General features: G+C 36.0%; 21 protein-coding genes. 20 read left to right on the top strand and 1 reads right to left on the bottom strand.

Annotated features, from left to right (window positions below; all coding sequences use genetic code 11):
• The first annotated feature begins 168 nt into the window (after nt 1–168).
• From B0G92_RS02400 to B0G92_RS02385, 4 genes are read left to right on the top strand one after another with little or no spacing between them, the layout of a single operon-like run.
• The gene (locus B0G92_RS02400) at nt 169–384 is read left to right on the top strand and encodes a DUF350 domain-containing protein (RefSeq protein WP_056067403.1); all 216 of its coding nucleotides are present in this window, start codon (nt 169–171) and stop codon (nt 382–384) included.
• A complete protein-coding gene (locus tag B0G92_RS02395) occupies nt 377–1,894 on the top strand; it encodes a polyamine aminopropyltransferase (RefSeq protein WP_101470969.1) in 1,518 nt (505 codons plus the stop codon). The genes B0G92_RS02400 and B0G92_RS02395 overlap by 8 nt, the downstream gene beginning before the upstream one ends.
• The gene (locus B0G92_RS02390) at nt 1,872–3,509 is read left to right on the top strand and encodes a flavin monoamine oxidase family protein (protein WP_101470968.1); all 1,638 of its coding nucleotides are present in this window, start codon (nt 1,872–1,874) and stop codon (nt 3,507–3,509) included. The genes B0G92_RS02395 and B0G92_RS02390 overlap by 23 nt, the downstream gene beginning before the upstream one ends.
• Complete coding sequence (locus B0G92_RS02385) at nt 3,487–4,503, top strand: hypothetical protein (RefSeq protein ID WP_101470967.1); 1,017 nt, start codon at nt 3,487–3,489, stop codon at nt 4,501–4,503. The genes B0G92_RS02390 and B0G92_RS02385 overlap by 23 nt, the downstream gene beginning before the upstream one ends.
• Nucleotides 4,504–4,552: 49 nt before the next feature.
• On the opposite strand, the gene B0G92_RS02380 is transcribed toward B0G92_RS02385, so the two are convergent.
• Nucleotides 4,553–5,605 (bottom strand): ferredoxin--NADP reductase, encoded by a 1,053-nt coding sequence (locus tag B0G92_RS02380; protein WP_101470966.1) that lies wholly within the window; start codon nt 5,603–5,605, stop codon nt 4,553–4,555.
• A gap of 124 nt (nt 5,606–5,729) precedes the next feature.
• On the opposite strand from B0G92_RS02380, the gene B0G92_RS02375 reads away from it, so the two are divergent.
• The 16 genes from B0G92_RS02375 to B0G92_RS02300 all read left to right on the top strand — a co-directional run bounded on the left by B0G92_RS02375 (nt 5,730) and on the right by B0G92_RS02300 (nt 20,644).
• Entirely contained in the window at nt 5,730–6,065 is a 336-nt protein-coding gene (locus B0G92_RS02375) for a PadR family transcriptional regulator (protein WP_056067185.1), read from the top strand.
• Nucleotide 6,066: 1 nt separating this feature from the next.
• Nucleotides 6,067–6,735, top strand: coding sequence for a hypothetical protein (locus B0G92_RS02370; protein ID WP_101470965.1), 669 nt, complete (start codon nt 6,067–6,069; stop codon nt 6,733–6,735).
• 55 nt (nt 6,736–6,790) lie between these two features.
• Nucleotides 6,791–7,489, top strand: a complete 699-nt coding sequence (locus B0G92_RS02365; RefSeq protein ID WP_101470964.1) for a hypothetical protein — start codon at nt 6,791–6,793, stop codon at nt 7,487–7,489.
• A gap of 54 nt (nt 7,490–7,543) precedes the next feature.
• Nucleotides 7,544–9,016, top strand: coding sequence for a DUF5687 family protein (locus B0G92_RS02360; RefSeq protein ID WP_056067191.1), 1,473 nt, complete (start codon nt 7,544–7,546; stop codon nt 9,014–9,016).
• A gap of 37 nt (nt 9,017–9,053) precedes the next feature.
• Entirely contained in the window at nt 9,054–9,749 is a 696-nt protein-coding gene (locus tag B0G92_RS02355; RefSeq protein WP_101470963.1) for an ABC transporter ATP-binding protein, read from the top strand.
• A gap of 190 nt (nt 9,750–9,939) precedes the next feature.
• Nucleotides 9,940–12,603, top strand: coding sequence for a type IX secretion system periplasmic lipoprotein PorW/SprE (gene porW / locus B0G92_RS02350; protein ID WP_101470962.1), 2,664 nt, complete (start codon nt 9,940–9,942; stop codon nt 12,601–12,603).
• Nucleotides 12,604–12,606: 3 nt separating this feature from the next.
• Nucleotides 12,607–13,017, top strand: coding sequence for a bactofilin family protein (locus B0G92_RS02345; protein ID WP_056067197.1), 411 nt, complete (start codon nt 12,607–12,609; stop codon nt 13,015–13,017).
• Nucleotides 12,983–13,210: an AtpZ/AtpI family protein gene (locus B0G92_RS02340; protein WP_056067199.1), complete on the top strand. Its 228-nt coding sequence runs from the start codon at nt 12,983–12,985 to the stop codon at nt 13,208–13,210. Before B0G92_RS02345 ends, B0G92_RS02340 begins: the two co-directional genes overlap by 35 nt.
• Nucleotides 13,210–13,593 (top strand): hypothetical protein, encoded by a 384-nt coding sequence (locus tag B0G92_RS02335; RefSeq protein ID WP_056067202.1) that lies wholly within the window; start codon nt 13,210–13,212, stop codon nt 13,591–13,593. The genes B0G92_RS02340 and B0G92_RS02335 overlap by 1 nt, the downstream gene beginning before the upstream one ends.
• 131 nt (nt 13,594–13,724) lie before the next feature.
• Nucleotides 13,725–14,873, top strand: a complete 1,149-nt coding sequence (atpB, locus tag B0G92_RS02330) for a F0F1 ATP synthase subunit A (protein ID WP_483866632.1) — start codon at nt 13,725–13,727, stop codon at nt 14,871–14,873.
• Between the two features lie 40 nt (nt 14,874–14,913).
• On the top strand, nt 14,914–15,114 hold the full coding sequence (atpE, locus tag B0G92_RS02325; protein ID WP_044401428.1) for an ATP synthase F0 subunit C: 201 nt from the start codon (nt 14,914–14,916) through the stop codon (nt 15,112–15,114).
• 82 nt (nt 15,115–15,196) lie between these two features.
• Nucleotides 15,197–15,688: a F0F1 ATP synthase subunit B gene (locus B0G92_RS02320; protein WP_101470959.1), complete on the top strand. Its 492-nt coding sequence runs from the start codon at nt 15,197–15,199 to the stop codon at nt 15,686–15,688.
• Nucleotide 15,689: 1 nt separating this feature from the next.
• Nucleotides 15,690–16,223 carry an ATP synthase F1 subunit delta gene (gene atpH / locus B0G92_RS02315; protein ID WP_056067205.1) on the top strand — a complete coding sequence of 178 codons (534 nt, stop codon included), beginning with the start codon at nt 15,690–15,692 and terminating at the stop codon, nt 16,221–16,223.
• 37 nt (nt 16,224–16,260) lie between these two features.
• Nucleotides 16,261–17,838 carry a F0F1 ATP synthase subunit alpha gene (gene atpA / locus B0G92_RS02310; protein ID WP_056067208.1) on the top strand — a complete coding sequence of 526 codons (1,578 nt, stop codon included), beginning with the start codon at nt 16,261–16,263 and terminating at the stop codon, nt 17,836–17,838.
• Nucleotides 17,839–17,933: 95 nt separating this feature from the next.
• Entirely contained in the window at nt 17,934–18,791 is an 858-nt protein-coding gene (gene atpG / locus B0G92_RS02305) for an ATP synthase F1 subunit gamma (RefSeq protein ID WP_056067210.1), read from the top strand.
• Between the two features lie 389 nt (nt 18,792–19,180).
• Complete coding sequence (locus tag B0G92_RS02300; RefSeq protein WP_101471998.1) at nt 19,181–20,644, top strand: lipopolysaccharide biosynthesis protein; 1,464 nt, start codon at nt 19,181–19,183, stop codon at nt 20,642–20,644.
• The last annotated feature ends 16 nt before the right edge of the window (nt 20,645–20,660 follow it).

Genomic DNA, 20,660 nt, shown 5'->3' with positions numbered 1-20,660 from the left:
ATAATAAATGGCCTGTCCTGATGGGGCTTTTCGTTTATGGACTTTTTTTATTTTTTACTTTTTCCGGAAACCGGATTTGCGATTGTGTATCAACAGAAAAATACAGTTCAAATAATAACAGCAGACACGTTGGAGTCTCCCGTTTTTACCATAAATAAAACAAAAAATATGGAACATATATTAGTAAAAGGAATTATCAATTCGCTCATTTTTTCAGGAGTAGGAATATTTGTTTTGATTATTGGCTATCTGATACTTGAAAAGATGACCCCTGAAAACACATGGAAAGAAATTGTCAATAACAAAAATGTAGCTTTAGCTATTGTATTCGGGGCTTTCATTATTGGAATCTCAATCATTATTAGCGCTGCAATTCATGGCTAAAAACTTTTTAAAGTTTGAATACCTGCTACTTTTCGCCGTTTTTATTATTGCGACATGCGGATTAATTTATGAATTGGTTGCCGGAACTCTGGCAAGCTATCTTCTTGGTGATTCCGTAAAGCAGTTTTCATTTATAATTGGAGTCTACCTGTTTTCTATGGGAGTGGGCTCTTATTTTGCAAAATTTGTCAAAAAAAACCAACTCAATACCTTTGTAGAAATAGAGATTCTGGTTGGTGTTATTGGCGGATTGAGCTCTGTTATTTTGTTTATCCTTTTTGAAAAAGTAGATTATTTCCAGTTCATACTCTATCTGCTGGTTTTTGTTACCGGATGTCTCGTAGGTTTGGAAATTCCGCTTTTGATGAACATCCTCAAAGAAAAAGTAAAATTCAGTGATCTGGTTTCAAATGTTTTTACATTCGATTATATCGGAGCATTGTTGGCCTCTGTTTTATTTCCATTGGTTCTGGTGCCAAAATTAGGAGTCATGAAAACCTCGCTTTTCTTTGGGATGATTAATGTTTCGGTAGCAATAATCTTGTGTTTTCTTTTATCAAAAGACTTGAAGCATTCTTTATTGCTAAAGCTTAAAGCCATTTCTGCATTTATAATTCTGCTTTTGACTTTCTTTTTTTCAGACCAGATTTTGTCATATTCCGAACAAAAGCTCTATGGTGAAAATATTATTTTTACGAAAGCAACCCCATATCAGAGAATTGTACTGACCCATACCAAAAACGATTATAAATTATACCTGAACAACAATTTGCAGTTTAGTTCAGCAGATGAATACCGGTATCATGAAGCCCTTGTTCATCCTGTCATGGCCAATGCAAAAAATATTGAAAATGTTTTGGTCTTAGGCGGCGGCGACGGGCTTGCTGTCAGAGAAATTCTAAAATATAAGGAAGTCAAAAAGATTACGTTGGTCGATTTAGATGAAGGAATGACGAAGCTTTTTGCTTCCAACACGATCTTAACAAAATTCAATCACAATTCATTGACTAATCCCAAAGTAGAGGTGGTCAATAAAGATGCTTTTCTATGGGTCAAAGAAGAAAATAATAAATTTGATGTAATTATTATTGATTTTCCGGACCCGTCAAATTATAGCTTAGGAAAGCTGTATTCTTTGAATTTTTATAAATCATTAAAGAAGATTGTAGCTCCTGAAGCTGCAATTGTAATCCAAACCACATCACCATATTTTGCTCCCAAGTCCTTTTGGTGTATTAATAATACCGTAAATGAAGTTTTTCCGAATGCAGACGCCTATCACGTTTATGTGCCTTCTTTTGGAGAATGGGGCTATACCATTGCTTCGAATAACAATACGGCAGACTTTAGCAAAGTAAACCGAAAAGTCAGCGGGCTTAAATATTATGATTACCAATATAAAAAACTGAATTTTTTTCCGAAAGACATGAAGGCAAAAAATTTAGAGATTAATAGACTAGACAATCAAATTTTAGTGAGATATTTTGATGAAGAATGGGGAAAACTATAATCCAAAATCCAGGCGGTCATTTCTGAAATCCGTTTCGGCAGGAATCATTCTGGTATCTGTTCCTTCTTTTTTGATAGCCTGCAAAGAAAAAGCAATCAATTTTGCCATCCGGCTTTCTGGAACAAATCATATTTTAGGACATAGGCTTCGAACCAAAAACTTTCCGAAAATTTCTAAGACAATCGAAATTCCGTATTTAATTATTGGTGGTGGAATTGCAGGACTTTCTGCAGGCAGACAACTGAAGAAAAAAGGAATTGAAGATTTTCTGATTTTGGAATTAGAAACTGAAGCCGGTGGAAATTCACGAAACAGGGAAAATAAATATTCTAAATATCCTTTAGGAGCCCATTATTTACCCTTGCCCAATATTCATGACAAAGAATTGGTGCGATTTTTAGAAGAATCAAAAATTATCGTTGGTCACGAAGATGGTTTCCCGGTTTTTGATGAAGAACAACTTACGTTCATGCCGCAGGAAAGATTGTTTATTAAAAATACCTGGCAGGAAAGTCTGGTCCCAAAATTTGGGATTTCAAAAACATCGGAAGAAGAGTTTAACAGGTTTTTTGAAATCATGTCGGATTTTCGAAATAAGAAAGGAGAAGACGGAAGATTTATTTTTGATATTCCTCTCGCCAATATATCAAAAGATGGACATCATGATTTTTTGGATAAAATCTCTATGAAAGAATGGCTGGTACAAAATAAATTTCTTTCGGAAGAACTGTATCAATATGTAAATTATTGCTGTCGTGATGATTTTGGCTTGGGTATCGAATTTGTCTCGGCTTGGGCCGGAATACACTATTTTGCTGCCCGAAAACACAATGCGACAAAAGAAAAAACGGAAAACGTTCTGACATGGCCTGAAGGAAATGCCAGATTAATGAATCATCTCAAAGAATATTCGAAAGATAAGATTATTACAAACCATCTGGTGTATGAGGCAGGGATTAAAGGAGAAAATGTAATTGTCAATGCCTATGATGACCTGAAAAAAGAAACTGTTGCAATTGTTGCCTCAAAAGTAATTTTTGCAACGCCACAATTTATCAATGGCTATCTGCTAGCTAGCAGGCAAACCGTTACAAAAGAATTCCATTATGCTCCGTGGTTACTGGCTACCCTAACAGTTAAAGACCTTGATGATAATAACAGCTATCCTTTATGCTGGGACAATGTTATTTATGGAGCCAAAGGGTTGGGGTATATTTTCAATCAGCATGAATCACTAGGACAGATTCAGGAAAAAAAGGTAATTACTTATTATTATAGTTTTTCAACAGCCGATTTAAAGAAATCAAGAAAGGAACTGCTGACAAAACCAGAAAGTTACTGGAAGGAATTGATTATAAGTGATTTGAAAATACCACATCTAGACATAGAAAATAGTATAGAAGAAATTGATATCCAACGAATAGGGCATGGAATGATTAGTCCGGTTCCAGGTTTTTTATTTGGAAATTTCAGGGCCGAAGCTTCACGCACAATCGAAGATAAAATCTTTTTTGCTCATAGTGATTTATCCGGAATCTCAATTTTTGAAGAAGCTTTCCATCAAGGGATTGATGCCGTAAATAAGATGCTCAATGAAACAGCCTTGGATAAATAAGCCCAAAACCGACATTCCTTTTATTCTTTTTCCGCAATTTTTTGTGTTGGGGATTGTATTTTTCTGTCAGGACTTTTTAAAGGAAGCCGAGGAAAAATATTCTTTTTTTACATGGTTGCTTCTAATCGTATTTATTGATGTAGCCCATGTTTATGCCACCTTATTTAAAACGTATTTTGTAAAAGAAGAATTTGTAAAACGGAAAAAGCTTTTGCTTGTTCTTCCTTTATTCTGTTTTTTGGTTGGATTTCTGTTATTCCTTTTTGGAGCAAAAACTTTTTGGTCGGTTTTGGCTTATGTAGCCGTATTTCATTTTATCCGACAGCAATACGGATTCATGCGACTTTATTCACGCAATGAAATCAAGACGAAATGGACGGTGTTTTTAGACAACCTGTTCATCTATACGGCAACAGGCTATCCTATGATTTTTTGGTTTATGAATCCTTCCAGAAAGTTTACCTGGTTTGTTGAAGATGAATTTTTCTCTTACCAAAATCCGTTGTTGCTCCAGTTTTTCACATGGTGCTATTTCCTCATCGTGGGTTTTTATGCTGTAAGGACAGTGTACTTTTTTATAAAAACAAAATATTTCAATATACCTAAAAATGCTATTATTATAGGAACAATCTTGTCCTGGTACTTTGGGATTGTATATTTCAACAACGATTTGGTATTCACATTGCTCAATGTAGTTTCTCACGGGATTCCTTATATGGCATTGATTTATTTCAACCAAAGAAACAACCACCACTCTTTTCAGATACCAAAACTTTCCAGTTTTTTAGGGATTTTGTTTTATATCGGCATGCTTCTTTTGTTTGCTTTTACTGAAGAATATCTCTGGGAAATTCTGGTGTGGAATGAGCATTTTAGTTTTAATCAAAGTGTAGATTCACTTGTAAAGTGGCAGATTCTTTTAGTTCCGTTGCTAACCGTTCCACAGTTCACGCATTATATTTTGGACGGTTATATTTGGAAATCCAGGAAATAGCGGAAATAAAAAAGAGGCCGGAGCCTCTTGGTTATTTTATATGTGATGATCAAACATCGTCAAAATCAATATAAATTTCTGCAGAAGTTGGATGTGCCTGGCAGGTTAATGTTAATCCTTCCGCAATTTCTCTGTCGGTCAGGATTGAATTCTTTTTCATTTCTGCACTTCCGGAAACAATTCTTGCAATACAGCTGCTGCAAATACCTCCCTGACAGGAATACGGAGCGTCGATTCCTTGTTTTAGTGCAGCATCAAGCAGTGTTATCTTTTGTGACATATCAAAAGTAGTCTCTTCATCATCAACTAAAACTGTAACCTTGGTATGGCCTTCTAATGATTCAGAAATTTTATTTTCTTTAGTAGAAGCTGAAAACAATTCAAATCTGATGTCCTTTTCTTTGATATTGTTTTCTTTCAGGACATTGTTTACAGTATTAATCATCTCTTCTGGACCACACAAATAAAATTTGTCGAACTCAACGGAAGCATGTTTGTTTTTCAGTATAAAATTTACGGCAGATTTCTCAATCCTGCCAAACAATGCATTTTCTGCTTTGGCCTGACTGAATACATAGTACACAAAGAATCTTCCGGTGTATTGAAGCTGAAGGTTATGCAACTCTTCGTGAAAAATGGTTTCTTCAGGAGATTTATTTCCATAAACCAATACAAAAGTGCTTTGTGGTTCTTTTTCTAAAACACTTTTTAAAATAGACATTACTGGAGTTATACCACTTCCGGCAACAAAGGCAGCATAATTTTTAATCCTGTTGGCATCCGGTTCAAAAATAAATTTTCCCTCCGGAGAACCTACTTCAATCGTATCTCCTGCTTTTAGCTGTTTGTTTGAAAACTGGGAAAATGCACCATTGGAAACGGCCTTAATTGCAATGCGTAGTTCGCCACTGTCTGGAGATGAACAGATAGAATAGGCGCGGCGGATTTCATTTCCATCTAATGTCAGCTTCAGGTTTATATATTGGCCAGCTATGAAATTATAGTTGGGCTTCAGTTCTGAAGGAACATTGAAAAGTACAGAAACAGCATCTTTTGTTTCTCTTCTGACTTCTTTTATCGTTAGTTTATAAAATGTAGACATTCTGTATATTTTATGCAAAAATAAGCATTCCCTAAGCTTTTTTAAATAAGAAAAGCTTAAAAAATAATACCTAACTATTTTATGCATAAGAAATTTATGTATATTTGAGAACTAATTTTGAAAAATGAAAAACTCCCAATTGTATAAAGGAAGTCTTACTACCATAATAATGAAGTTATTAGGTGAAAACGGACGTATGTATGGTTATGAAATCACACAGAAAGTGAAAGAAATAACCAAAGGCGAACTGAACATCACAGAAGGCGCGCTTTATCCGGCATTGCATAAACTCGAAGCTGAAGGCCTGTTGGATGTTGAAATTGAAAAGGTTGACAATCGTCTCCGGAAATATTATAAGCTGACAGAAAACGGACAGACCGAAACCGTAAACCGTCTGGCCGAATTGGAAGAATTTATAAAAAACATGCAAAGCATTGTCAATCCTAAACTGAGTTATTAAAATGAAACTGGATAAAAATCAGATACATATAATTGAAACGGTTTTAGAAAAACTAGGTGTGGTTTATGTTGATTATAAATATGAAATCCTGGATCATATTGCTACGGAAGTAGAAGAAAAAATGATAATCCATACTATAACTTTTGAAGAAGCTTTCCCGGAAGTATTAAAAAAATGGCAGTCCAAATTCAAGAAATCATCCAGTGTGTTGTTTGGTTATTTTTGGGAAATGCCAGAGATTTTGCTCAATAAATGCATCAAGATATATAGAAAGAAATTGCTTTTGGTATTTACGGGGGCTATGGTCTTAACTTCCGGATTCCTGTTATTTTCTTCTTTTTTGAGAAATCACCTGGCCAATTTCTTTAGCATTGCGACAATTTTGTATAGTGTTGCTTTTTTACTGTCGGCTATAGGATATGTCAAAATCCGATTATCAAAAAGAAAAACATCGTATGGCTTTTTATATAAGCAGCAATTTATGGCCAGCGTATTAGTGACTTTCCAGCAACTCTATTTTATGAACAGTGGTTTTGAAAGAAATAATTTTTCACCATTTTTCAGCTATTTCATGATTTTTATCTTGTCACTATATTTTCTTTTGTCTGTTTATAGCTTTATCTTCTACAAAGCACATTTTCAGGAATTAAAAAGAATGAAGTATTCTTAATCGCCTCCCAAACGAAGCATATTACAATAAGAAAGAAGTATAAATCCCTGTTTCTATGAAATTAAACGAACAGCAAATAAATCAACTCTATCTATTCACCCGCCGGCATTTTGTAGAATGGTATGACCTGCAATCTGAACTGGTAGACCATTTGGCAAACTCCATTGAGGACAGGTGGAAAGAAAATCCAAAACTAACCTTTGAAGAAGCTCTGGAACTGGAATTCAAAAAATTCGGAATTTTTGGATTTATGGATGTTGTGGATGAACGCCGCCGGTTTTTATCAAAAAAATACAGCAGGATAATCTGGAAACACTATAAAGAATTTTTCAGGCTGCCTAAAATCATCCTGACCGTTTCATCGATGTATTTTTTATATTTCCTTTCAGAAAAACTACAGGACTCCCAATACCTTTACCTCAGTATTTTAGCCGTTATCGGTATCGTATTCACCGTAGAAAGCCGTAAAATTCACAAGGCTCAAAAGCTGAAAGAAAAGGAAACAGGAAAAAAATGGTTTTTTGAGCAAATGGTTGATGCTTTTGATGTCTATCCGATTACGCTTTTGCCTATGCAACTGATTAATTTATCAGTAACAATTGGTGAAGATGGATGGCATAGGGGAATAGCCATTTTTGGTGCTATACTACTGGTATTGTTTGCCTTATTACAATATGTACACTGGAAAATCGTGTACCCAAAAATCGTACAGGAAATGGGAAGTGTCTATCCGGAGTATGAAATGTCAAAATAAGCTGTAACGTTTGTATTGATTGTACTACTAATTCTCAAAACCCAACCATAAACTATGTTTAAAAAATTTCTCATGCTGGAATGGAAGGCTTTTTTCCGTTCCGCTTCATTCAGAACCAATCTCGCCTTAAAAATATTAATGATTTTTGGGGCTATTTATTTCACGCTGATTTTCCTTTTTATGGGAATTGGCGCGTTTTATCTTATCAAAGAAGAGTTGCACCTTGACCCTTTGGTGACCGTCAATCAATTTTTGATTTATTATTTTCTTTTTGATTTAATAATGAGACTTTTTCTGCAGAAAATTCCAGTCATGAATATTCGGCCGTTGCTCACTCTGCCTATTAAGAAATCAACCATCGTAAATTTTGCTTTAGGCAAAACGGTACTGTCGTTTTTTAATTTCGTACACTGCTTTTTCTTCGTGCCTTTTTCAATCGTACTGATTATGGAAGGATATGACATTGTGAGCGTTATTCTTTGGCACATTGGATTGATGGCTTTGGTATATGTCAACAACTTCCTTAATATATTGCTCAACAATAAAGATTATCTTTTTTTAATCTTTATCGGACTTGTACTGGTTTTAGGAACCATGCAGTACTATGACTTGTTTGATGTAACTAATTATACTTCTGTTTTCTATCAGGGATTATTTGATACCAGGTATATTTTCCTGATACCGGTATTTTTGCTGATTGCTTTGTATGCAATTACCTTTAATTTCTTTAAAAAGAATCTGCATTTGGATACGGGACTTTCATCAAAGCATAGCGTAGCCAAAACAGAACAGTATACCTGGCTTAACCAGTTCGGAACTATTGGTACGTTTCTTAAAAATGACATACGCCTGATAAAGCGTAACAAGCGTTCCAAGACTACAATCTTTATGAGTCTCCTGTTTCTTTTTTACGGACTGCTTTTCTTTGCAAGCGGAATAGAATCCTATGACAATCCGATGATGCACATGTTTGCCGGAATTTTTGTAACAGGTGGTTTTTTATTCACTTTTGGTCAATTCGTACCAAGTTGGGATAGTGCTTATTATCCGTTGATGATGACGCAAAATATTCCTTATAAAGGATACCTTAGTTCAAAATGGTGGCTGATTGTTATTGCAACGGCGGTTTCAACGGTTGCTGCTTCTTTCTATCTTTATTTTGGACTCGAAGTATACCTGGTTATTGTTGTTGGAGCTATTTATAATATTGGTGTCAACTCTCATTTGGTATTGTTGGGCGGTGCCTATACAAAAACACCGGTTGATTTGGGTTCCAGCAAAGGTGCCTTTGGTGACAAGAAAGCATTTAATGTAAAAACCATGCTTATCTCTTTGCCAAAACTGTTATTACCTATGATTATCTATGCATTGGGTTATTACCTGATTAACCCAACAACAGGACTGGCTCTCGTTGCCCTGACAGGTATTCTTGGCTTTGCTCTAAAAAACAAAGTTTTTAACCTGATTGAGAGAGTCTACAAGACAGAAAAATACAAAACGCTGGAAGCCTACAAGCAAAAAGCATAATCAAAAGAACAAAGTCTAACGATATAAAAATCGAAAAATGATACAAGCAAAAAATCTTTCAAAAACATATAACGGAACAACCGTATTAAAAATAGACCACCTTGAAATACAACAAGGAGAAAGTTTTGGATTAGTAGGGAATAATGGAGCAGGAAAAACAACCTTTTTCAGTTTGCTTCTTGACTTGATACAGCCTACAACCGGAGAAATAGTCAATAACGGTTTTAGGGTAGACCACAGCGAAAGCTGGAAATCACTAACGGCTTCTTTTTTAGATGAAAGCTTCCTGATTGGCTACCTGACTCCGGAAGAATATTTCTATTTTATTGGTGATTTGCGCGGACAAAATAAAGCTGATGTTGACGCCTTATTGCAGAAATATGAAGAATTTTTTAATGGGGAAATCCTGAACAGCAAAAAATACATTCGTGACTTCTCAAAAGGAAACCAGAAAAAAGTAGGGATTATTGCTACTTTAATCGGTAATCCAAAAGTTATCATACTGGATGAACCTTTTGCAAATCTTGACCCGACAACTCAGTTCAGGCTTAAAAAGATAATCAAGGAATTAGCAGACAATCCTGAAATTACGGTTCTGGTTTCAAGCCATGACCTGCTTCATACGGTTGAGGTCTCCAATAGGATTGTTGCCCTGCAAAAAGGAGAAATAGTAAAAGACATACAAACATCATCTGAAACATTAGAAGAACTAGAACGATTTTTCGCTGTCTAGTTTTAGTATAGAGGCTCCGTTTTACGGAGCCTTTTTTTTACCCATATAAGTCAGGTCGTTTTAGGAGCCACAGCTATCCGGATTAGCAAAAAATCACCTATTTTTTTCCCTATATCAAAAAGAAACGTATTTTTACCAGTCATTATACTAAAATCGATTTTTAAAAGTTAAGGAATAAAACGCTTTTACATTGAAAACCAACATACTTAAATACGTCATTCTGTTTTGCCTTTTTGCCTTTTTGGTAGCTTGTTCTACCAAGAAAAATAACTTTGTGAACAGAAATATGCACGCCCTCAGCACAGAATACAATATTTTGTATAATGGCGATATAGCGCTTCAGGCCGGAATAAATGAACTGAAAGCACAATATAAGGACAATTTTTGGGAAATTCTTCCGGTAGAAAGGATGCAGCCAACCCAGGAAACGATGCTTCCGGGTGATAAAAAGAATCCAAATTTTGAACGCGCAGAAACCAAAGCCAATAAAGCCATCCAGAAACACTCCATGTATATTGAAGGTGGAGAAAAAAATCCGCAAATTGACGAAGCTCACCTTTTGCTTGGAAAGGCACGTTATTATGACCAGCGATTTGTACCGGCTTTAGAAGCTTTCAACTATATCCTATATAAATATCCGAACAGTGATAAGATTTACGAAGCAAAAATCTGGAGAGAAAAAACCAATATGCGTATGGAAAATGATGCATTGGCGGTAAAAAACCTTCGTAAGCTTTTGCAGGAAATAAAATTCAAAGACCAGATTTTTGCTGATGCGAATGCAACTCTGGCTCAGGCTTACCTTAATATTGAAGAAAAAGACAGTGCTATATCAAGACTAAAACTGGCTATCGAATATACCAGAGAAAACGAGGAAAAAGCAAGATACCATTTCATACTGGGGCAGCTTTACGATAGTGAGAAGAAGACAGACAGTGCCATGGCTGCCTACCAATCGGTAATTGATATGAGAAGAAAAGCACCTCGCCGTTATGTCATTCAGGCTCATGCCAAGCAGGCACAACATTTTGATTTCAAATCCGGTGATACGTTGGCTTTTGTAAAAAAATACAAGGATTTACTGGAAGACCGAGAAAACAGACCTTATCTGGATATAGTCAACCACCAGATGGGACTATTCTATGATAATCTCGAAAAAGACAATATCGCTAAAAAATATTACAATAAATCATTAAAGGCCAATTCTCAGGACAATTACCAAATTGCTTCCAATTACAGAAATCTGGCAGAAATTTATTTCAATGATGCCAAATATTCTGTTGCAGGTCAATACTATGACAGTACTATGGTTCGTATGGACAACAGAACCAGAGAATATAAAGCAATCAAAAAGAAAAGAGAAAATCTGGTTGACGTTATCAAATACGAAGCCATTGCTAAAACAAATGACAGCATACTTCATGTTGTCTCTTTATCAGACGATGGTAAAAAAAGCTTTTTTGAAGACGTAATCGCTCGATTGAAAAAAGAAGATGAAGAAAAGGCCAAAAAAGCTTTAGTGGTAAATAATGGACAACCGGGAACAGCTGTTTTAATGAAAGACTCGGAAGGAAATGATGAAGAAGCCATGAAGCGTTCAGCAAAATTTGGCAGTAAAAGCAGAGAGGCAGCAGTCCTGGCAGATGAAATGAACATGGCACCTCCGGGAGTAGGAAGTTCAATTGCGTCGTCTAACTTCTATTACTATAATCCAAGTACCGTTGCTTATGGAAAAAATGAATTCCGTAAAACATGGGGCAATAGAGCATTAAAAGACAACTGGAGACTATCTCAAGGAAAAACCAAGATTGGATTTGGCGATGATGTTACTGATGACAGCGTAGCCTCAAATGAAGAAGGCGACACTAAAAAGGAAGACAAAATTGATGTGAGATATACGGTAGATTATTATCTGAAGCAATTGCCTACAGACCAGAAAGTAATCGACAGTCTTGCTAAAGAAAGAAACTTTGCATACTATCAATTGGGTCTTATTTATAAGGACAAATTCAAGAGATACGAGCTAGCGACAGGCAGACTCGAAAAATTATTGCAAAATGACCCGGAAGAAAGATTGATTTTACCATCAATGTACAATCTCTTCAAAATTTATGAAGTAACAGACAAGCAGAAGGCAGAAGCAATGAGACAGAGAATCCTGTCACAATATCCGGAATCCCGCTATGCCACTATTTTAGAAACATCTGCTTCAGATTTGACAAAAGCCAATGACACGCCCGATGCTGCTTATAACAAATTGTTCAAACTTTACGAAGCAGGCCAATATCAGGCAGTCATGAAAGAAAGTGAAGCGCTTATTGAGATGTATGCAGGAGAAGATATCATACCAAAAATAGAATTGCTTAAAGCCAACACAACCGGAAAGCTGAAAGGGCTTGAAGAATACAAAGGTGCATTAAACTATGTAGCTTTAAATTACCCAAACAGTAAAGAAGGAAAAGAAGCAGAAAGTCTTTTGGCAACTAATATTCCGCAAATGGAAGCCATAGCTTTTGACAAAGAAATTCCGATAAGCTGGAAAATACTATATAAGGTAGGACCAAATCCGGATGAGAAAAACACAAAAGTACTTCAGTATAAAATAAAGAAATTTGTTTCGGAAAGGACAGTAGACAAACTGTCCATGTCTTTTGACGTCTATACCGCAAATGAAAGTTTTGTTACAATTCACGGAATCAAGACAGAAGAGAATGCAAAAGACATTGCCTCAATCCTAAAAGATTACAAAGACTATAAGATTCCTGACAACCCAATAATCATATCAAATGAAAATTATAAAGTTGTTCAGATAAAGAAAAATCTTGCCGATTACCTAACAATCAAAAAACCGTAAAAGATGTTTGATAAGAATCCCAAATCCTACACAGACCTTTTAGGAAAAACCAACAGGATTGTTGAAGGAACCATAATAAAAGGAGACATCATTTCCCAGGCCGATTTCCGTCTTGACGGTGAGCTCATAGGAAATTTCCAGTCAAAAGGAAAAATTGTCATTGGCCCGGCAGGAAAAGTAATTGGCGATATTATTTGCAGAAATGCCGACATAGAAGGAAAATTTGACGGCAAGATTGAAGTCATGGAAATCCTGAACGTAAAAGCCAAAGCAAAAATCTACGGAGAAGTTATCGTAGGAAAGCTGTCCGTTGAACCAGGAGCAGAATTTAGTGCTTCCTGTACGATGAAGGCCAATGTGAAAAACTTAAATCCGGGTGATGGAAAACAACGACCAGAAGAAAAAATCGCTTAGCAAATGGGCTGCATTGATGAATATTCCCTTCCAGATGGGAATTATCATTTTTGCTTTTACCTATCTGGGCATGTGGCTTGACGAAAAATATTCAAATAACTCTTCAACCTGGACAATTGTTCTGTCGCTTTTGTCTGTTTTTATAGCACTATATAATGTAATCCGGCAGGTAAAAAATCTAAACAAAAAATAATGCACAGGCTCTTCGCTTTTTTAAAGTATTTTATTCCTTTTTCAGTAATCCTTTTTATTGCGCAATATTTTATCACGGAAAAACTATTTCCGGATATGGCATTTTTTTATCAGGTATGGAGCATCTACACTTTCCATATCGCAGCAACCCTGCTAATCTATCTTTTTCTTCTTTTTGTAAACAAAAATTTTTTTGATAAGACCGGTTTTGCATTCCTTGCGGGGAGTGTTATCAAGATGATGGCGGCTGTAGTTTTTCTTATCCCATTAATAAAGGCTGACGTAAATGACCCGATAATCGATGTCACTGCCTTTTTTATCCCATATTTCCTATTCCTTTTTTTTGAAACTTTTTTTGCAATTCGTTTAATAAACAATCGCTAATTCCTTTGAATATTAAAGAATTATTATTCAAAAGCCAAATAACTAAAAATTATATTGATATATTTTCAAGTATGAATTAAATATGTACCTTTGCAAAAATTTTTGAAACGTAAAATTAGATACACAATTTAATAATGGTAATTTCAAATAAACCACTCCAATTCATTCTGGCTGCTTTTTTAGCGTGTATTCCCTTAGCAAGCTTCGGCAGTACAACGGTTGACAGTATTTATGTTAAAACGGAAGCGGCAAATCCGGTACACGGAAGCCACAAAGAATTAAATGCCCATGAGGAGAAAGAGTTTAATGCAAGTGAGTTGATTAATTCACACATTGGAGATTCGCACGATTTCCACATTGCAGATTGGAATGGCCATCCAATTTCGTTCAGCCTTCCTGTTATTTTATGGACAAACAACGGACTGACGATTTTTTCTTCAAAAGAATTTCACCACGATAATACAGGACATCACGTAGTGTCTGCAAACGGACAGGAATTCGTTCGTTATAATGAAGTGATTTTTTACGCAGATAAATTTGAAAAACTGACAGAAGAAGACAAAGGTGCTTTTAACTTTGAAGCAAGACCTTTGGATTTCTCAATCACTAAAAACGTTTTCTCGATGCTAATGTCGGCTATCGTACTTTTCTTGTTGTTCTCTGCTGTAGCGCGTTCTTACAAGAAAAACAAGATGGCGCCTAAAGGACTGGCAGGTTTCCTGGAGCCACTGGTTACTTTCGTGAGAGACGACATTGCTATTCCAAATATCGGTCACAAAAAATATGCGAAATACATGCCATATCTTTTAACGATATTCTTCTTTATCTGGATTAACAACCTTATCGGTTTGATTCCATTCTTCCCATTCAGCTCTAACTTGACAGGAAACATATATTTTACTTTCGTAATGGCATTGATTACTTTTATAGTAACTACACTAAGCGGAAACAAATATTACTGGAAACACATTTTGCTTCCTCCGGTTCCAAAAGCATTATACCCAATTATGGTTCCTATTGAAATCATTGGTATGCTAACAAAACCTTTCGCCTTAATGATTCGTTTATTTGCTAACATTACAGCAGGTCACATCATCATCTTGAGCTTGGTTTCTTTGATATTCATCTTTAAGACAGCTGCGATGTCTCCGGTTTCTGGTGCTTTCGTATTGTTCATGAGTGTTTTGGAATTATTGGTTGCTGCATTGCAGGCATATGTTTTCACATTGTTGTCAGCATTGTTTATCGGTCAGGCTGTTGAAGAGCACGACCATCATTAATTTGAGTTTTATTAATTATTAACTATATAAATTTATTACTATGGTATTAGCTGGAATCGGTGCTGGATTAGCTGCAATTGGTGCAGGTATTGGTATTGGAAAAATTGGTGGATCTGCAATGGATGCTATTGCTCGTCAGCCAGAAGCTACTTCAAAAATTCAAACTGCTATGATTATCGCAGCTGCACTTATCGAAGGTGTTGCTCTTTTCGCAGTAGTTGTTGCATTAATTGCAAAGTAATTTAAAGTAAACAAAGCTTCCTGGGACGGTTGGTTTCAGGAGGTTTTTTTAAAAAAGACAAACAAATTAAATATATAAGTTTATGAATCCTACTGCACCAGAGAGTTTAGTTTTTTGGACAACGATTATCTTCATAGTTTTCTTTATTCTTTTAAGAAAATTCGCTTGGAAGCCTATTTTAGGAGCTGTAAAAGGACGTGAGGAATCAATCAACAACGCATTGGCATCTGCTGAAGCAGCGCGTAAGGAAATGCAAAACCTTACTGCAGACAATGAGCGTATCTTACACGAAGCTCGTATGGAGCGTGATGCTTTATTGAAAGAAGCTCGTGAAATGAGAGACAAAATGATTGCAGATTCTAAACACGAAGCACAAATTCAGGGAGAAAGAATGATTGAGCAGGCAAAAACTGCTATCGAAGCGGAGAAGAATGCAGCTATGGCTGAATTGAAATCTCAGGTTTCATCATTGTCTCTTGAAATTGCTGAAAAATTATTGAAAGACGAATTGTCTAACAAAGAAGCTCAAACCAAATTGGTTGAGAAAATGTTAGGTGACGTAAAATTGAACTAATATGTCAGGAACTAGAGCAGCAATCCGATACGCAAAAGCAATTTTAGATTCGGCGCTAACCAATGGAGCAGCGCAGGATGTCTATAATGATATGGCTTCAATTGCATCAACAATAGAAGGTAATGAAGAACTTAATACCTTCATCCTTAATCCTACTATTGGAGTTGGTGTTAAAGAAGCTGCCCTGACAGAAGTTTTCGCAAATGTAAACGGAGTGACTAAAAGTCTTTTCCACTTGCTATTCGAAAACAAAAGATTTGAAATTCTTGCTGATGTTGCGTCACAGTACAAAATTCAGTTTGATGAAATGAACGGACTTGAAGTGGCTAAAGTAACTACAGCCATTCCAATGGATTCAGCTTTGGAAGCAAAAGTTTCTGAGAAAATCAAAGAATTTTCAGACAAGAAAATTACAATTCAAAATATAGTAGATCCATCTATCATTGGAGGATTTATTTTAAGAATAGGCGATAAGCAATACAATGCTTCAATTGCCAACAGATTACAAGTTTTAAAAAGAGAGTTTAGTAATTAGTTTTACCACACGAAAAGTGTATAAATTATAAAACAAAATGGCGGAAATCAAACCTGCTGAAATTTCAGCAATATTAAAAAAGCAATTATCAGGTTTTGAATCTGGTGCTACGCTGGAAGAAGTTGGAACAGTACTTCAAGTTGGAGATGGTATTGCTCGTGTGTACGGGCTTTCAAATGTTCAATACGGTGAGCTTGTAGAATTTGATAACGGTATGGAAGGTATCGTTTTGAACTTGGAAGAAGATAATGTGGGTGTCGTTCTTTTAGGACCATCAACAGGAATCAAAGAAGGTTCTACAGCAAAAAGAACACAACGTATTGCTTCGCTTAAAGTAGGTGAAGAAATGGTAGGACGTGTAGTAAACACTCTAGGTCAGCCAATCGATGGTAAAGGACCTATTGGCGGAACACTATATGAAATGCCATTGGAAAGAAAAGCTCCTGGAGTTATCTTCCGTCAGCCTGTAACTGAACCATTACAGACAGGTGTAAAAGCTATCGATGCGATGATTCCGGTTGGACGTGGACAAAGAGAGCTTGTAATTGGTGACCGTCAGACTGGTAAATCTACCGTTTGTATCGATACCATCCTGAACCAAAAAGAATTTTATGATGCAGGTCAGCCTGTATTCTGTATATATGTTGCAATCGGACAAAAAGCTTCGACTGTAGCAGGAATTGCAAAAACATTAGAAGAAAAAGGCGCAATGGCTTATACAATCATTGTTGCTGCTAACGCTTCTGATCCTGCTCCGATGCAGGTTTATGCTCCTTTCGCAGGTGCAGCTATTGGTGAGTACTTCAGAGATTCTGGACGTCCGGCATTGATTGTTTATGATGATTTGTCTAAGCAGGCAGTAGCTTACCGTGAGGTTTCTCTTCTTTTGAGAAGACCACCAGGGCGTGAGGCTTACCCTGGAGACGTTTTCTACCTTCACTCAAGATTGTTAGAAAGAGCTTGTAAGGTTATCAATAATGATGACATCGCTAAAAACATGAACGATTTGCCAGATTCATTGAAGCCAATCGTAAAAGGTGGTGGTTCATTGACAGCTTTGCCAATCATTGAAACACAAGCGGGTGACGTTTCTGCCTATATCCCAACAAACGTAATTTCGATTACAGACGGGCAAATTTTCTTGGAGTCTGATTTGTTCAACTCTGGAGTTCGTCCTGCGATTAACGTAGGTATCTCTGTATCTCGTGTTGGAGGTAACGCACAAATCAAATCGATGAAAAAAGTTGCTGGTACCTTGAAACTTGATCAGGCACAATTCCGTGAATTGGAAGCGTTCGCTAAATTCGGTTCAGATTTGGATGCCGTTACATTAAACGTAATTGAGAAAGGTAAGAGAAACGTTGAAATCCTAAAACAAGGTTTGAACGATCCTTACACTGTTGAAGATCAGGTTGCTATTATCTATGCGGGTTCTAAAAACTTATTGAGAAACGTTCCTGTTGATAAAGTAAAAGAATTCGAGAAAGACTTCCTGGAATTCATGAACAACAAACATAGAGATACTCTTGATGCTTTGAAAGCTGGAAAACTTGATGACAAGATTACTGACGTTATTGAGAACGTAGCTAAAGAAGTATCAGCGAAATATAACTAAAATTAGTCAAATGTCTTAAAGACAAAAGTCGAAAGCCAAATGGGTTTTTACTAAACTTTTGTCTTTATGACTTGGGACTTTTAGACTAATAAAAAATGGCAAACTTAAAGGAAATCCGTAATAGAATTACTTCCGTTTCATCAACGATGCAGATTACATCGGCGATGAAAATGGTTTCTGCTGCAAAGCTTAAGAAAGCGCAAGACGCCATTACGGCAATGCGTCCTTATGCTGAAAAATTAACTGAATTGCTACAAAATGTTAGCGCTTCACTTGATGGGGAAAGCGGTGGAAAATATTCTGACCAAAGACCTGTAAATAAAGTTCTTATTGTTGTGATTACATCAAACAGAGGTTTGTGTGGTGCATTCAATTCTAACGTTGTAAAAGAAACTAAAAACCTTTTGCAAAACTATGCAGGAAAGCAGGTTGATTTTGTTACTATCGGTAAAAAAGGTAACGACATTGTCAGAAAGACAAATAACGTAATTATGAATAATAATGGCGTTTTCGACAATTTGACTTTCCATAATGTTGCTGAAATTGCGGAAGAATTGATGAAGCTATATGCTGAGGGAAGTTATGATAAGATTGAACTGGTTTATAACCAATTCAAAAATGCTGCAACTCAGGTTATCATTACGGAGCAGTTTTTACCAATCGTTCCGGTAAAGGCAGAAAGTAAAAATCAGGTAGATTACCTTTTTGAACCATCAAAAGAACAAATCGTTGAAGAATTGATTCCACGTTCATTGAAGACACAATTGTATAAAGCAGTCAGAGATTCTTTTGCTTCAGAGCACGGAGCCCGTATGACAGCAATGCACAAAGCGACTGATAATGCGACGGAATTGAGAAACCAATTGAAGTTGACATACAACAAAGCACGTCAGGCTGCTATTACCAACGAAATCTTAGAAATTGTTGGTGGAGCCGAAGCTTTGAATGCATAAAAAGATGAATTTTTAGATAAAAAGCCAGCATTTGCTGGCTTTTTCTTTATATTCTTGGTTGATCAAAAAATTATATCATAAAAAAATTACTTTTTTTACTCGTCCTTTTGGCTCAGGAACGTATGCTCAAAATTTTCCAAATTCAATTGTAACATTACTGTTGTTGAAGCTGTGGAAGAAATAACGGCTGTGTGAAATTATTTGCTCCAGAAGGAAAACACAATTTTAAATTGGTTAAAGAATAATCACAATATCTCATTTTCTAAAAGGTCGGCAACTTATTGTTGCCGACCTTTTTGTTTGATATTTTATGTGAAACTGCTACATAAAATTGATACTGAAATCAAAGAATTAGCTATTTTTGTTAAATAAATTTGACCAAACCTATTTTGAGCTTATACAAAAATCTTTTCAAGCAGACAGCGATTTACGGACTTGCTACAGTTGTACCAAGAATGTTTAGCTTTTTTTTGGTGCCGCTTTATACGGAACTGTTACCAAAAGCAGAATATGGTCAGGTCAATATTATCTTCGCATACCTTATTTTTTTTAATGTCATTCTGGCCTACGGAATGGAAACAGCCTTTTTCAGGTTTTATAATACCGAAGCCGATAAAAAAACAGTGGTAGAAACATCAACCGTTTCTATTTTTTGGACCAGCATTCTTTTTCTGGTTCTTGCCCTTCTTTTCAGAACTTCAGTAGCAGAATTTATTGATATTGAGGTGCAGTATGTAACCTATGTCATTTGGATATTAGTGCTCGATGCCCTGGTAATTATTCCTTTTTCGAAGCTGCGGGCCAGACAGAAGCCAATGTTTTATGCCGCGGTAAAGATTGGGAATGTGGCTGTAAATTTAGGATTGAACCTGTTCTTCCTGATTTATCTTCCCAAAATTGCCCAACAAAACCCTGAAAGCTTTGTAAGCTCCTTGTATTTTGAGGATTTTCAGGTTGGCTATATTTTTGTGTCCAATATTGTCGCAAGCTTACTGACCTTGTTGGTGTTTTTGCCCAACTATATGCATGTTCGCTGGCATTTTGATTTCCAACTATGGAAAAAAATGCTGCGTTACGGATTTCCAATCATGATTGCAGGTATAGCCTTTGCTATTAATGACCAATTCGATAAGATATTATTAAAATACCTGCTTCGGCCAGATATTGCCGAAGCAGAAGTAGGTATTTATTCCGCTTGTTATAAGTTAGGGCTCTTTATGGTACTGTTTCGTACGGCATATACTTTAGGCATTGAACCGTTCTTTTTTAGCCATGCCTCCAATGAAAATGCAAAACAGACGTATGCAACAATTACAAAATACTTTGTAATATTTGGGTCTTTAATGACATTGGCAGTAATTGTTTTTGCTGATGTACTAAAGTTAGTCATGATTCGTGATTCATCATTTTGGGATGCTATGGGAGTCGTGCCGCTGATTATTTTGGCTAATTTCTTTCTTGGCATCTATACTAATCTTTCTGTATGGTACAAACTTACCAACCAAACGCATATAGGAGCCTATATTTCCATTATTGGTGCGGTCATAACCCTGGTGTTGAATTACCTGCTCATTCCGCCACTTAGCTACTACGGTTCGGCAATTGCAACCATTGCAGCTTATGGTAGTATGATGTTTATATCGTATGTATGGGGTAATAAATACTATCCGATTCCGTATGATAAAAAAGCAATAGGCGGTTATCTGTTAATCTCTATTCTTTTCTCATTCATTTATTTTTACGGATATCGTGAAAATTATTGGGTGGGAATCCCAATGTTGATTGCATTCATGTATTTCATATATTACAACGAAAAAGAAACTATTCTTCGCATTATTAAAAGAAAAGCCTAAGACATAATAATTTTAC

Source organism: Flavobacterium lindanitolerans (assembly GCF_002846575.1).
GTDB classification, from domain to species: Bacteria; Bacteroidota; Bacteroidia; order Flavobacteriales; family Flavobacteriaceae; genus Flavobacterium; species Flavobacterium lindanitolerans.
This window is presented reverse-complemented; position numbering and strand designations above follow the sequence as displayed.